This is a genomic window from Burkholderia pyrrocinia, from assembly GCF_022809715.1.
In the GTDB taxonomy this organism is placed as follows: domain Bacteria; phylum Pseudomonadota; class Gammaproteobacteria; order Burkholderiales; family Burkholderiaceae; genus Burkholderia; species Burkholderia pyrrocinia_C.
Map to the genome: position 1 here is coordinate 187,933 of NZ_CP094459.1, position 14,206 is coordinate 202,138.

At 65.9% G+C, this 14,206-nt stretch carries 12 protein-coding genes and 1 tRNA gene; 6 read left to right on the top strand and 7 right to left on the bottom strand.

Annotated elements, in window-relative coordinates; translation table 11 throughout:
• Window positions 1–27: 27 nt before the first annotated feature.
• Window positions 28–2,115: a UvrD-helicase domain-containing protein gene (locus MRS60_RS00815; RefSeq protein ID WP_105390403.1), complete on the top strand. Its 2,088-nt coding sequence runs from the start codon at window positions 28–30 to the stop codon at window positions 2,113–2,115.
• Between the two features lie 105 nt (window positions 2,116–2,220).
• Here MRS60_RS00815 and MRS60_RS00820 read toward each other — a convergent pair whose 3' ends face one another.
• Window positions 2,221–3,114 carry a c-type cytochrome gene (locus MRS60_RS00820; protein ID WP_034183876.1) on the bottom strand — a complete coding sequence of 298 codons (894 nt, stop codon included), beginning with the start codon at window positions 3,112–3,114 and terminating at the stop codon, window positions 2,221–2,223.
• Window positions 3,115–3,366: 252 nt separating this feature from the next.
• Here MRS60_RS00820 and MRS60_RS00825 point away from each other — a divergent pair.
• From MRS60_RS00825 to MRS60_RS00845, 5 genes are all read left to right on the top strand, one after another.
• Window positions 3,367–3,442 (top strand) — tRNA-Arg (locus MRS60_RS00825).
• Window positions 3,443–3,727: 285 nt separating this feature from the next.
• Entirely contained in the window at window positions 3,728–5,299 is a 1,572-nt protein-coding gene (locus MRS60_RS00830; RefSeq protein WP_243565085.1) for a TIGR04222 domain-containing membrane protein, read from the top strand.
• Between the two features lie 347 nt (window positions 5,300–5,646).
• Complete coding sequence (locus tag MRS60_RS00835) at window positions 5,647–6,390, top strand: acetyltransferase (protein WP_243565086.1); 744 nt, start codon at window positions 5,647–5,649, stop codon at window positions 6,388–6,390.
• Between the two features lie 36 nt (window positions 6,391–6,426).
• A complete protein-coding gene (locus MRS60_RS00840; RefSeq protein ID WP_243565087.1) occupies window positions 6,427–8,376 on the top strand; it encodes a tetratricopeptide repeat protein in 1,950 nt (649 codons plus the stop codon).
• A 189-nt stretch (window positions 8,377–8,565) separates the two neighbouring features.
• Window positions 8,566–9,348, top strand: a complete 783-nt coding sequence (locus MRS60_RS00845) for an FkbM family methyltransferase (protein ID WP_081938583.1) — start codon at window positions 8,566–8,568, stop codon at window positions 9,346–9,348.
• Between the two features lie 31 nt (window positions 9,349–9,379).
• On the opposite strand, the gene MRS60_RS00850 is transcribed toward MRS60_RS00845, so the two are convergent.
• Genes MRS60_RS00850 through MRS60_RS00875 form a run of 6 tightly spaced genes read right to left on the bottom strand, consistent with a single transcriptional unit; the run spans window position 9,380 to window position 14,182 of the window.
• Window positions 9,380–10,084 (bottom strand): phytanoyl-CoA dioxygenase family protein, encoded by a 705-nt coding sequence (locus tag MRS60_RS00850; protein ID WP_243565088.1) that lies wholly within the window; start codon window positions 10,082–10,084, stop codon window positions 9,380–9,382.
• Window positions 10,075–11,052 carry a hypothetical protein gene (locus MRS60_RS00855; RefSeq protein WP_243565089.1) on the bottom strand — a complete coding sequence of 326 codons (978 nt, stop codon included), beginning with the start codon at window positions 11,050–11,052 and terminating at the stop codon, window positions 10,075–10,077. The genes MRS60_RS00850 and MRS60_RS00855 overlap by 10 nt, the downstream gene beginning before the upstream one ends.
• Window positions 11,053–11,060: 8 nt before the next feature.
• Window positions 11,061–11,720: an acetyltransferase gene (locus tag MRS60_RS00860; RefSeq protein ID WP_243565090.1), complete on the bottom strand. Its 660-nt coding sequence runs from the start codon at window positions 11,718–11,720 to the stop codon at window positions 11,061–11,063.
• Window positions 11,720–12,355 (bottom strand): class I SAM-dependent methyltransferase, encoded by a 636-nt coding sequence (locus MRS60_RS00865; RefSeq protein WP_175748224.1) that lies wholly within the window; start codon window positions 12,353–12,355, stop codon window positions 11,720–11,722. The genes MRS60_RS00860 and MRS60_RS00865 overlap by 1 nt, the downstream gene beginning before the upstream one ends.
• Window positions 12,352–13,062 carry a WbqC family protein gene (locus MRS60_RS00870; RefSeq protein WP_243565091.1) on the bottom strand — a complete coding sequence of 237 codons (711 nt, stop codon included), beginning with the start codon at window positions 13,060–13,062 and terminating at the stop codon, window positions 12,352–12,354. The genes MRS60_RS00865 and MRS60_RS00870 overlap by 4 nt, the downstream gene beginning before the upstream one ends.
• Window positions 13,052–14,182, bottom strand: coding sequence for a DegT/DnrJ/EryC1/StrS family aminotransferase (locus MRS60_RS00875; protein WP_243565092.1), 1,131 nt, complete (start codon window positions 14,180–14,182; stop codon window positions 13,052–13,054). The genes MRS60_RS00870 and MRS60_RS00875 overlap by 11 nt, the downstream gene beginning before the upstream one ends.
• Window positions 14,183–14,206 lie beyond the last annotated feature (24 nt).

Sequence of the window (14,206 nt, forward strand, 5' to 3'; positions counted from 1 at the left end):
CCGTCAACCGCAACACCATCCGCCATCATGTCCGCAGGCCTCAATTCCGCCCAGAACGAAGCGGTGCGCTACCTCGACGGTCCCTGTCTCGTGCTCGCCGGCGCGGGCAGCGGCAAGACCCGCGTGATCACGCAGAAGATCGCGCACCTGATCGAAGCGAAAGGCTTCGAGCCGCGCCACATCGCCGCCGTCACGTTCACGAACAAGGCGGCCGCCGAAATGCGCGAGCGCGTGGGGAAGCTGCTCGAGGGCAAGACGCTCACCACGCCCGGCAAGGAAGGCCGCAAGGTGCCCGTCAACCAGCTCACCGTCTGCACGTTCCATTCGCTCGGCGTGCAGATCCTGCGTCAGGAGGCCGAGCACGTCGGCCTGAAGCCGCAGTTCTCGATCATGGATTCGGACGACTGCTTCGGGATGATCCAGGAGCAGCTCGGCACCACCGACAAGGGGCTGATCCGCAAGATCCAGAGCATCATCTCGCTGTGGAAGAACGGCCTGATCATGCCCGACGAGGCGATGGCGATCGCGGCCAACGAGGACGAGCACCAGGCCGCGCTGGTCTACCGCAACTACGTCGCGACGCTGCATGCGTACCAGGCGGTCGACTTCGACGACCTGATCCGCCTGCCCGCCGAGCTGTTCGCGAAGAACGAGCAGGTGCGCGACCGCTGGCAGAACAAGCTGCGCTACCTGCTGATCGACGAGTACCAGGACACCAACGCGTGCCAGTACGAGCTGCTGAAGCTGCTCGCCGGCCCGCGCGCCGCGTTCACGGCGGTCGGCGACGACGACCAGGCGATCTACGGCTGGCGTGGCGCGACGCTCGAGAACCTCGCGCAGCTCGGCAAGGATTTCCCGAAGCTGCACCTGGTCAAGCTCGAGCAGAACTACCGGTCGACGGTGCGGATCCTGACCGCGGCGAACAACGTGATCGCGAACAACCCGAAGCTGTTCGAGAAGAAGCTGTGGTCCGAGCACGGGATGGGCGATTCGATCACCGTCACGCCGTGCAACGACGAGGAGCACGAGGCCGAATCGGTCGTGTTCCGGCTGTCCGCGCACAAGTTCGAGCGGCGCGCGCAGTTCCGCGACTACGCGATCCTGTATCGCGGCAATTTCCAGGCGCGGATCTTCGAGCAGGTGCTGCGGCGCGAGCGGATCCCGTACGTGCTGTCCGGCGGCCAGTCGTTCTTCGACAAGGCCGAGATCAAGGACCTGTGCGCGTACCTGCGGCTGATCGCGAACGCCGACGACGATCCCGCGTTCATCCGCGCGGTCACGACGCCGCGCCGCGGGATCGGCAACACGACGCTCGAGGCGCTCGGCTCGTTCGCTGGGCAGGCGAAGGTGTCGCTGTTCGAGGCCGTGTACATGGGCGGCATCGAGGCGCGGCTGTCCGCGCGCCAGGTCGAGCCGCTCAGGATGTTCTGCGACTTCATCCAGCGCCTGACCGAGCGCGCGGACAAGGAGCCCGCGACCGTCGTGCTCGACGACATGATGGAGGCGATCCACTACGAGGCGTACCTGTACGACGCGTTCGACGAGCGCCAGGCGCAGTCGAAGTGGCAGAACGTCCTCGAATTCCTCGAATGGCTGAAGCGCAAGGGCACGAAGCCCGAGACGGAGGCCGTCGACGGCGAGGCCGAAGGCTTCCACAATGCGGACGGGCTCGCCGATACGGGCAAGAACCTGCTCGGCCTGATCCAGACCGTCGCGCTGATGTCGATGCTCGAGGGCAAGGACGAGGATCCGGATGCCGTGCGGCTGTCGACCGTCCATGCGTCGAAGGGGCTCGAGTATCCGCACGTGTTCCTGGTCGGCGTCGAGGAGGGCATCATGCCGCACCGCGGCGGCAGCGAGGACGACGGCCCGATCGACAGCGAGCGGATCGAGGAAGAGCGCCGGCTGATGTACGTCGCGATCACGCGCGCGCAGCGCAGCCTGCACCTGAACTGGTGCAAGAAGCGCAAGCGGGCGCGCGAGACGGTCGTGTGCGAGCCGTCGCGCTTCATCCCCGAGATGGGCCTCGACGAAGCGCCGCCGCCCACGCCGGAAGAAGCGCCGATGTCGCCGAAGGATCGGCTCGCGAGCCTGAAGGCGTTGCTGCAGAAGTGATGTGATGCGGCGGCGCCGTCGGGCGCACGGCGATCCGGCGGCCCGGCAAAACAAAACCCCCGCGATGCGTGTGCTTCGCGGGGGTTTTTTACGGGTGGGCCGGCGTTACTTCGACGCGTTGACCATGTAGTCGACGGCTGCCTTCACGTCGGCGTCCGACGCGGTCGATCCGCCCTTCGGTGGCATCGCACCCTTGCCGTGCAGCGCGTAGTTGTAGACCGTATCCATCGATTCCTTCAGGCGCGGCGCCCAGTCTTCCTTGCTGCCGAACTTCGGCGCGCCGAGCACGCCTGCCGCGTGGCAGGCCTGGCAGGTCGACGTGTACAGCGCCTTGCCGGCGGTTGCCGCATCGGCGCTGGCCGGAGCGGCCGCGGGCTGTTCGCCGGCCTTCGGGATCGCGGCCATCGCGGCCTGCGCCGCGGCGATCTGCGCGCTCGCGGCGTCGGCCGCACCAGATGCGCCTGCCGCACCGCTGGCGGGCTGCGCCGCGTTGGCGGCCGGCGCGGCCGGTTCGGGGAAGTTCGCGCCGTCGTTGTTCGCCATGTAGACGATCGCACGGGCGATTTCATAGTCGCTGACGTCGTCGGGGCTCGTGCCGCCGCGCGGCGGCATCGCGCCCTTGCCAGCGAGGGCCGTCTTCAGCAGCGTGTCGAAGCCTTGCGAGATGCGCGGCGCCCAGTCGTCCTTGTTGCCGAACTTCGGCGCGCCGGCGGCGCCCGTGCCGTGGCAGGTCACGCAGACGGCCTTGTAGACTGCCTCGCCGGTCTTGTACGTGCGGGGCGCGTTGGCGTCCTTCACGTCGACCTGCGCGAGCGGCTTGATACGTGCGGCGACCTGCTCGTCGGACAGCGCGTCCGTGCCGGCGCCGGAACGGAACGCATGGTTCGCATAGGTGGCGAACAGGATGATCAGGACGATCGGGATCGCGAACGACGCGATGATGACGGCAACCAACTGCCCGGGGGTTTTGACGGGAGATTCGTGGGGTGCTTCGCTCATGCTTGCCTCGTCTCCATGAATAGGAATTGTGAGCGCGGTGCAACGGCAAAATGGCAGTCCAATGAAGCACGGACGATTATAGACGGAACGTTTACATCACGGCGAGCGGCGCGATGGCGCGTGTTTACCCGCACGCAGCGCGGCCCGGCGGCGATTCGGCAGGCAAGGTGGACGCGTCATGGGAAACCGGGTATCCTTGCCGTCTTGCCAATTGTGGGCGGCCTGTATATTGGGGTCGTTTCACTGTCACACGCGCCCGTAGCTCAATGGATAGAGTACTGCCCTCCGAAGGCAGGGGTTGCTGGTTCGATCCCAGCCGGGCGCGCCAAAACATGCCTGTTCAGGCTCTCGTCGGTTTCTCCGTACTACCGCTTCCCTTCCCGCAGTGAAATCGCAGCCAACTGGCGGCCATCAGCGCCTTTCGGTGTCGTGATCCTTGATCGGCTGAGTCTGTGCTTGCCTAGCGTCCCCCTTCCGAGCCAATCGCATCGCACGGCTCCGGGCAGGACCGGCGGACAGGCGTCTCACCGCATCGCCGTTATGCGAGAATCGCCCGCAACGACAACTCCAAGCGTCGATCGCGGCGGCCGTCCGCGCATCGCGCCGACTCCCGATGGCTGCCATCCCGTCTTCCTCGACCGCAGTCGATGCCCGCACGCTGACCGATGCGCAGCAAGCCTTGCTCGCGCGCCTGCACGCGTATTCCCCCGACGACCCGAACGCGCCGCTGCCGTACAGCCGGCGCCTCGCCGACGCCGAAGGATGGTCGCACGAGCACGCGCTGGCCGTGATCGACGAATACAAGCGCTTCGCGTTTCTCGCGCAGGCGGCCGGGCACCCGGTCACGCCGTCGGTCGCGGTCGATGCCGCGTGGCATTTCCACCTGCAATACACGCTCGAATACTGGGACGTCTTCTGCGCCGGTGTGCTGCGCGCGCGGCTGCATCACATGCCCGGCACGGGCGCGCCGGACGAAGCCGCCGTGTACGCGCAGCGCTATCGCGACACGCTCGACAGCTATCGACGGCTGTTCGGCCGCGAGCCGCCGGAGTCGATCTGGCCACCTGCGGACCTGCATGCCGCGCCCGGATCGCCGCAGCCGGACCTGCCGGCCGCGGACGAGCCGGTCGAACCGGATTCGCCGGCCGCCCCGCCGGCCGGCAGGACCTGGCGCAACCGGCTGCCGAAGCTCGTGTGGCCGGCGGCCGCCGCGAGTGTCGCCGCGACCTGCGCATCGGCGCAGGACTTCGACGTGCTGGACTACACAGGGCCGCAGTTTCTCGCGTTCTACGTGCCGGCCTGCATCGTCGCGTTGCTGCTGATCGTGGGCCTGCAACAGATCGAGTATCGCTACCGGCGCTGGGGCGCGCGCGCTCGCGAAGCACCGTCGAACCTGACGGTCGAGGAAGTCGCGTATCTCGCCGGAGACGAATCGAGGGCTGTGCAAGTCGCGACGCTGTCGCTCATCCAGGCGGGCGCGATCGACCTGAGGATGGCGGGGCGACTGGGCGCGCGCGTGCAGAGCATCGACGTGACGCGCGCCGGCGCATATGCGGACGAATGCTACTGGCTGGATGGGCAACCGGGCGGGGAGGCCAGCTTCGGCGCGTTCCGGCAGCTTCTGGCGCGTCGGTTCTCCGAATATGCGGATTCGTTGCGCAACTGCGGCTGGTTTTGGGCGCCCGGCGAGATGCGGACGGCGCGCATGGCCGCGCGCACGATTGCGCTGCTGGTGCTCGGCACGGGCGCGGCGAAACTGGCGGTCGGGCTGAGTCGAGGGCGGCCGGTCCTGTTGCTCGTCATCTGCATGGCGGCGTTCGCGATCGCATACTGCTTCGTCGCGCGGCGCCTGACCGGATTCGGGCGCGGCGGCCTGACGGTGGGTGGGAAGGCGTCGCTTGACGCATACCGGAGCGCACGCCGCGGCGAGTCCGATTCGCCGGACGAGTCGCTCTGGGCTGCCGCGCTGTTTGGTGCGGGAGCGTTGGCCGGCACCGCGTGGGCCGTGCATTCGAGTGCGCTGATGGAGCCGCCGCCGTTGATGCGGGCCACGATGGCGGCGCGTACGGGCGGTTCGGATTCGTCCGGCAGCAGCGGCTCGTCGTCGAGCTGCGGTTCGTCGAGTTCGTGCAGTTCCAGCTCATGCGGTTCGAGCAGTTGCGGCGGGTGCTCGTCGAGCAATTGAGCGCGAATGGTGCGGCGTGTGTGGGTGAGGGCGGGTTGGCCGGATCGAGGCGACGCTGCTGCGGAAGTCGACCCCGGGACGCCGTGATGGAACAGCGGGCGCCTGCCGCCGGGCGCCGAAGGCAAGTCCATTTCGATGCCGGCCCTATCCTGGCAGTTGACTCGGGATCAGACCAGCCTCATCGACAGAACAGAAGTCAGAACGCCGTTCTTATTCGTTGTCGGTTGTTGTCGCGTGCTTCCTATACTGCATCGTCCATGATCGCGGCCGATGTGCCGCGTCGTTTCCCCGTTCCTGCCAGGCGGCCCAGGCATCGAGCCGCGGCGCCGGCACACTTGCGATCGCGAATGAACGTTACGACCTCCGACGACTGTATTGGCGTGTTGCCCGACCATCCGTGGGCGAAGCATTTCATTGTGCTGGGCTACCGGGATGGTGCCGTTTCGTCTATTCCAAACAATTTCTTCCGCGACTGGCTCGACGAAGAGGCGCAGGTCGGCACCTTTCATATCGGCCGTTGCTCGGGGCTTGGTGTGGGCTCGATCGTGAAGTACGACCAGGGCCATCAGAAACTCGTGATCGGCAAGAACGTGGCCGGCGGAATGCGCCTGCGTTTCCTGCTGAACGGTCAGCACGAGATGCGCACCATTTCCACGAGCATGTTCAGCATTTACGGTAACGGCCTCGTAAACGCGCCGATGCCGCAATACGCGGATACCGTGATTCACAACGACGTCTGGATCGGCGATGAAGCGCTGTTCCTTGGCGGTAGCCAGATCGAGAGCGGATGCGTGATCGGCGCACGGGCCGTCGTTCCGCCCAATTTCCGCACCGAGGCTTACGGGATCTATGCGGGTTCGCCGGCCCGTCTGGTTCGCTTCCGCTTCACGGAGAAAGTGCGCGAACAACTGCTGCAGCTCGCGTGGTGGGATATGCCGCTCGACTGGATCAAGCAGAACAACGACGCATTTCTTGTCGATCTCACCGCCGACGAAGGGCGTGCGCTCGACACCCTCGCGGCGCTCAAGGAGGCCAAGGACCGTGCTGTAAGCACGTCCGGGCACCCGGCCGCTGCACCGACCGCCATCTGACCGTCCGTTCGCGATGCGGGCACATCGCCGCATGACATGATGTCTGCTTCCGACGATTCCGCGCCCGTTCAACAAGCCGCGACCCTGTGCCAGGACGGACGGTTCGCCGACGCACTGTCGCTCGTCGCGCCGCTGCTCGACGCGCCGGCGCCGGACGTTGCGGCGCTGCACGTCGCAGCCGTCTGCGCGCTCGGCCTGAACCGGCTGGCCGACGCGGAGGCCTGGTGGCGGCGGGCGATCGACGCGATGCCGGTGTTCGATCCGCCATACGACGGCCTCGACGCGCTGCTCGTGTCGCAGGGGCGGCTGCCCGAAGCCGAGGCGATCGTCCGCCGGCAGCTCGCTTCCGTCACGCCGTTGCGTGCATCTCACCATCACCGGCTCGGCAAGGTGCTCGAAGCGCTCGGCCGGCTCGACGAAGCCGAACAGGCGTTCGGGCAGGCGCTGCTGATCGAGCCGCAGTCCGCCGACGTGCTGACCGATCTCGGCAACGTGCTGCGCGTTCTCGGCCGGCCGGCCGAGGCGGAACTCGCGTACCGGCTCGCGATTGCGGTTCGCGCCGACCACGCGCTAGCGCACGCGAATCTCGGCGCGATCCTCATCGACATGCAGCGGCTGCCGGAAGCGGAAGCGGCGAGCCGGCAGGCGCTCACGTTTTGCCCGGACCATCCGGAAGCGCATTACAACCTCGGCATCGCGCTGCAGAATCTCGATCACCTGCCCGAAGCGGAGGCGGCCTATCGCGATGCGATCCGTTGCCGCCCCGGCCTGCCGCAGCCGCACAACAATCTCGGCTGCGTCCTGCGCGCGCAGGGCCGCCACGACGAAGCGACGGCCGCGTTCAGCGACGCGCTCGCGCTCGCGCCGCAGATGGCCGAAGCACATTACAACCTGGGCACGACGTTCGAGCATGCCGGCCGCCACGACGACGCCGAACGCGCGTACCGCCGCGCGCTCGAGCTGCGCGCCGACTATGGCGATGCCCGTTTCGGGCTGGCGACGCTGTTGCTCGGCCTTGGCCGGTTCGAGGAAGGCTGGCGCCGCTACGAATCGCGCTACGAGCTGTCGGCGTTCGTGCATCGCCGGACGCGCGAGGTGCTGCGGTGCGCGCAGTGGCAAGGCGAGCCGCTCGCCGGCAAGACGCTGCTCGTCTGGCAGGAAGACGGCCTCGGCGACATGCTGCAGTTCAGCCGCTATTTCGCGGAATTTCGCGCGCGGCACGCGGCGCGCGTGGTCTTCGCGTGCCAGCCCGCGCTGCATCGGCTGATGGAGACGGTCGACGGCGTCGACGAAGTGCTCGATCACGATGCGGCCGCGGCGCGTGTGCAGGAATTCGACTACTGGACAAGCCTGCTGAGCGCGCCGCTGCACGTCGGTACGACGCTCGACACGATCCCGCCGCCGGTGCGGCTCGTGCCCGATCCCGCCCGCGTCGCACGCTGGCGCACGCGCCTCGATGCGCTGCCGGCCGGCCCGCGCGTCGGGCTCGTGTGGAAGGGCAACCCGAAGCATCACAACGATGCGCACCGCTCGCTGCCGTCGCTGGCTTTGCTGACGCTGTTGTGGAGCGTTTCAGGCGTGAATTTCGTGAGCCTGCAGAAGGGGCAGGGCGAGGACGAGGCGCGCGATCCGCCGGGCGGGCTGCCGTTGCTGCATCTCGGCTCGGAGATCGACGACCTCGCGGATACCGCTGCGATCGTCGCGCAGCTCGATCTCGTGGTGTGCGTCGATACGTCCACCGCGCATCTGGCCGCATCGCTCGGCAAGCGTTGCTGGGTGCTGCTGCCGAATCAGGACGTCGACTGGCGCTGGATGCACGACCGCGACGATTCGCCGTGGTATCCAGGCACGGTGCGGCTGTTTCGGCGTGGGCGCGACGAGAACTGGATTCAGGTGGCCGAGCGCGTGCGCGGGGCGTTTGCGGCGTATTTTGGAGCGAACGACGTGCCGTCTTGCGCGTTCGTGGAGACCGGTGGCAAGCGTTGAATGTCGCGACGACCGCAACGCGCCGGCCGGCCCTTCGCGCGAGCACCGGGAATTACCCGCCTTTGCCGAATCTGTTCGTCGTTTCGAATCGATCGCGCGTCGCTAGAATCAACGCGTTTTCGGGGCAACGTCCGACCGGCAGTATCGGGCACGTGTTCCCGTCATGCATGACATCGACCAAGGCCGGCCATGAATAACTGGAAGTTTGTCCCTGTTGAAAGCCTCGTGAGCGAGGAAGCGCTCGCGCGCGCGCAAGCGTTCGATCTCGATCGCCACGTCGTCGAGACGACGGTGCGCGGGCTCACGTTCCGCTGGCTCGCGCCGAGCAAGCGACTGTTGTGGATGGCGGCGGGTCTCGAATACATCGAACCGGAACTGCTGGACTGGATCGACCGGTTGCCGCCCGCATCCGTCTACTACGATTTCGGCGCGAGCAACGGGATCTTCGCGCTGTATGCCGCAAAGCGCGGCCTGAAGGTGATCGCGATCGAACCCGATCCGTCGAACTACTTCCTGCTGTCGTGGAACGCGTACCTCAACGCGCAGGACGGGCTCGACATCCAGGCGTTCAACGTGGCGGCTTCCGACCGGTTCGCGATCGACCAGCTGTACATCCGCAAGATGGAACTCGGCGCGCACGAGAAGATCGTCGGCCAGCCGTCGCTGGTGTCCGGCGAAACGTTCGCGCCGAACCACGTGCATGCGATCCAGGTCGTCCACTTCGATCGCTGGCGCGAGCAGTTCGGTCTGCCGCAGCCCGAGTACGTCAAGATCGACGTCGACGGGCACGAGGTTCCGCTCATTGACGGCGCGACACAGGGACTGGGCGCGTGCAGGCAACTGCTGATCGAGATCGAGGACGCGAAGATGGACCTGCTCACACGCCGTCTCGGCGAGCTCGGTCTGACGATCGCGAGCAAGCATCCGGTGCAGAACTACGCGGGATTGTGGAACTGCATCTTCGTGCGCTGATCGCCGAGGCCCGCCGCAACGCGGGCCGCGCTCAGAATCCCGACAGATAGACCTGCCGGTCGACGGCGGTACGGTAGGCGCTGACGAATCCGCGATGGCTCCATTGATCGCACGAGAAATCGTCGAAGCGGCACGACAGCGACAGTTTCCAGTCGGTGATGTCGCTGGTGAGTGTCCGGTGCACGAGATAGGGCGACATGAAGAGCACGTTCCCTGCGTCGATCTCGAGGTCGCAGGCGCCGTCGATCTCCTGGTCGTCGAGCACGTAGCCGCGATCGGTCTGCTCGCCAGGCCACAGTCCGCGCCGATGGCTGCCCGGGACGATGCGCAGTCCCGGCGCTCCTTTGCGCACATCGGCGATCGACGTCCATGCGATCACGCCGCGAGAGGACGTTCCCATGCTCGGCCAGTCCTGGTGATACGGCAGCCCGTAGTTGTTGCCGATGCGATCGTTCGCCGTGTAGTGGGTGACGATCGGGCCCGTCTGCACCGGCATCGCGATGCCGAGATGGCGGTCGAGCGCGGCAGTCAGCTCGGGGGAGCAGAAGAAGCGCTTCACGTCGATATCCTCGGCGAGCAGCTTGATGATGTTGCGGTTGCGCATCGCGTCGTCGCCGAATCGCGGAATGAAATGCCGCTCGAACTTCGTCCGCACGACGTGCATCAGCGATTGCAGCGCATTGTTCGCGACGATCGCGTAACCGAGTTCCCGAAAATCGCCAGCGATCACATCCATTCCGTCTCACCCTGTATTCCGCTGCCGACCTGCGCTTGCGCGTAACCGAAGCCGGTCGCGCCGAAGCCGTCGCCGTTGTAGAACATGTACAGGCGCTCGCCGACCTGCACGACTTCGGGATACGCGACCATGAACCCGTCCCAGCCGCTCGGCGACACGTCGAGCCCCGCATCCTCGTCACGTCGCCGCCAGGCGATGCCGTCGGTCGATTCGGCATAGCCGATCCGGTAGCTGACCGACGAGCGCTCGCGGTAGCCGTCGTGGCTGCGCTTGCAGAACCACATCCGGTAAAGGCTGCCGTCGAAATGGACCGATGCGCGTGCCAGTCCGCCTTCGTGGTCGTCGAGGTAGTCGATCGCGACGCGGCCGCCGCGTGTCCAGTGAATGCCGTCGCGCGATTCCGCGTATTTCAGGTGATAGCGCGCCTCGGGCTTGCCGTCGACCAGCGTCCAGCCGGTGCACGACAGATACCAGTTGCGCCAGATTCCATGCTCGATCCGGACGCAGGTCGTGCCGCAGAAATACGGCTCGTCGGCCGTGCGGTCCATCACCGGCCCGTCGAACAGGCGCCGGTAGCGTCGGCCGCCGTCCTCGCTGATCGCGAGGCCCACTGCGTTGTGGTACGGAATCGTATTGCGCACGTTCCAGCCGATGTAATACAGATAGCGAACGCCGTCGTGCTCGACGACCGACGACGGCATCGTGCCGCAATCGTCGAACGCGCCCAGCGCGCCCGGCGGCAGCACCGGTTCCGGATCGATGGAGACGATTTCGGCGGGCGCGCTTGCGCGGACGGCCATGCTCGCGATCGCGCTGCGATTACCAGCGTCGCGGCTGCTGAACAACAGTTGCAGCGTATCGCTGTCGACACCCGCTACCGTCGGAATCTGCGCGTGCGATTTCGCCCAGGGCAGCCGCGCATCGGGCGCATAGATCAGCCCCCGCTTGTCCCAATGTAAGCCTGCCACGGGCTCTCCTAGATCTTCAGGTCGGTGCTGGCCATTGCGAGCTTGACGGCGGGATTGCCCTTGTACACCGACCAGGGTTCGGTCGATTTCGTGATCGCGGATGCCATCGTGACGAACGTGCCTTCGCCGATCGTCACGCCGTCGCGCAGCGTGGCGTTCACGCCGACGAAGCTGTACGCGCCGATATCGCAATGACCGGACATGACGACATGCGAGGTCATCGTCACGTGATCGCCGACGCGCCCGTGATGCCCGATATGGTTGCCGCTCCACAGCACGACGTTGTTGCCGATGGTCGTGAACGGCTGCAGCGTGTTGTCTTCGAGGATGAAGCAGTTCTCGCCGATCGTGTTGTGGCAGACGGTCGCGCGCGAGCTGACATAGCTGATCAGCGAATAGCCGCGGGCCTTGAGCTCGTTGAAGATCTTTTCGCGCTCGCGGTTCATCCGCTTCGGCGACATCGGCGCGAAGAAGCTGAACTCGCCGGGCGGGTGGGACTCGACGACGTCCTCGAACGCGATCACGGGCAGGCCCTTGAACGTGCCGCTTTCCGGCAGGTACTGCCGGTTCACGCAGAACGCGGCCACCGTATGCGGCGAATCGTGCTCGAGGTAGTAGTGCGCGAGTTCCGCATAATCCTGCAGGCCGAACAGAATGACGTTTGCCATCAGTTGTGCTCCCTGTACACGTACGTCGTGTACTCGTACAGCCCGTAGTCGTGCCGCAGTACGTAGTGGCGCGACAGCTCGCGCGACAGGAAGTGCGTCAGCTGCGTGACCGGTACATGGAACAGGTCGTCGCGCTCCCAGTCGACTTCCTTCGACATCACGTTGAACGCGATGCCCTTGCGCGCCTTCGGGAACACGACGCGCAGCACGCGCGAGAAATAGTCGAACATCTCGTCGTAGCCGAGCTCGCGCTTCTCGGTGAAGACGCCGTTCATCACGATGTAGTCGTATTCGCCGAGCCGGTCGGGCTCCGCGAGCACGTCGACGCACTGGTAGGCGTTGTCCGGATACTTGCGTCGGGACAAGTCGCAGAACGCCGGGGACGCATCGAGCCCGGCATAGCGCAGGCCGTCGACGCCGTGGTCCAGCATGTACTGGTACAGATGCGACGCCCCGCAGCCGAAATCGAGCAGCGTGGCGGGCGCCGAGCCGGGCTTCACCAGGTCGAGCATCACGCGATATCGCGTGTCGGCGTCCTCGGCATTGGGCCAGTCCACGCCGCGATGCGTATCGCCGTGACGCTCGAGGCACGACTCGTAGTGACGGATGAGGGTGTTATGAAGATCGTCTTTCATGACAGCGTGGCGCCAGCCAGCAGTTGGTCGATCGACGCGTCGTCGTTGCACATCAGCACGTCGATGATCGACAGCGCGGGAACGAATGCGCCGCGAACGGGCGTGTACGGCGCGAGTCCGGGTGTCAGGAACTTCAGCTGCAGGCCGGCGGCGGCGAAAGCGTGCGGGTCGTACAGTTCCTGCCCGCCGACCGGGTTCACGTAGATGTCCGCGTGCTCCTGCCGGCCGATGTCGATGATGCGCGCCTGGGCCTTCAGGTCCGCGTTCGCGTAGCGTCGCGACGTGGCGACGATGTTCGTGTCGAGCCGCAGGTGGTTGCGCAGCGTGATCAGGCCGTGCAGCAGGAAATCGGCGAGGTTGGGCGCGTCGTGCATCAGGATGCGTTCGACGACCGGAAACACGCGCGCGAAATGCGGCGAGCGTGCATAGCTCTGATGGATCGTGCGCAGGATCCGGGGCCGCCACGCCGCATCGTCCGCGACTTCGATATCGCAGATAAGCCGGTTCTGGCTCGCCTGCCGCAACGGCATGGTGATCATGTGCGGCGCGCCGTTGACGTTGATGCGGTTGCGATTGATCCAGCCGCGATTGATGAAGCTCACGTCGTCGAACACGACGAACGTGTCGACGCTGGCCATCAACTGGAAATAGCCGACGTACGGGAAGAAGTACGGCTGCATGACCGCCAGCGTGCGTTCAGCTTGCATGTTGCGTCAGGCTCGCCTCGGCCAGCACGATGTCGATGATCCGGTCCTGGTCGTGCGCGGTGAGCGCCGGGTAGATCGGCAGGCACAGCACCTGATGCGCGATTTCGCTGGCGACGGGCAGGTTCGAGCGTGCCGACGACGGCAGGCCGCGATAGGTCGGGAACTCGCTGATCAGCGGGTAGAAGTACCGGCGCGCCGCGACATTGTGCGCACGCAGCGCATCGTAGATCGCGTCGCGCGTCACGGGGAAGTCGCGGGTGATGCGCACCGGAAAATACGAATGATTGCGGGTGCTGTGCTCGGGAACCGGGGGGAGCAGCAGGCCCGACACGTTTTTCAATGCCGCTCGATAGCGTTCATCCACGCGCGCGCGACCGTCCGCGATCCGGTCCATGTGCTGAAGCTGCAGCAGGCCGAATGCCGCCTGTACTTCGTTCATCTTGCCGTTGATGCCGGGGCCGATCACCGTCACTTCGTCGACGAAGCCGAAGTTCTTCAGATGATCGATGCGGCGCTTCGTCTTCGCGTCGCGGCAGATGAGCGCGCCGCCCTCGAACGTGTTGAAGATCTTGGTGCCGTGAAAGCTGAGCACGGACATGTCGCCGAATTCGAGCACCGAGCGGCCGTGGCGACGCACGCCGAATGCATGCGCGGCGTCATAGAGCACGCGCAGGCCGTAGGTGTCGGCGATCCGTTCGATCGCGTCGACGTCGCACGGGTAGCCGTAGACATGTACGGGCAGGATCGCGGTCGTCTGCGGCGTGATCGCCGCTTCGATGCGCGCGGCATCGAGATTCATGGTCACCGGATCGATATCGACGAAAACCGGGCGAATGCCGTTCCAGTGCAGCGCGTGCGTCGTGGCGACGAAGCTGAACGGCGTCGTGATGACTTCGCCGGTGATTTTCATCGCCTGCAGTGCGGTGATCAGCGCGAGCGTCGCGTTGGAAAACAGCGAAATATGCTCCACACCCAGGAATTCGCAGAGCGACCGTTCAAGCTCCGCATGGAAGCGGCCGCCGTTGGTGACGATCTTGCTCTCCCAGATCTGGTTCAGATACGGGAGGAACTCGTCCAGCGGAGGCATGTAGGGCTGTGTGACGGGTATGAGCTTGTCCATGATGCTGTCCCGAAGTCGTACGTC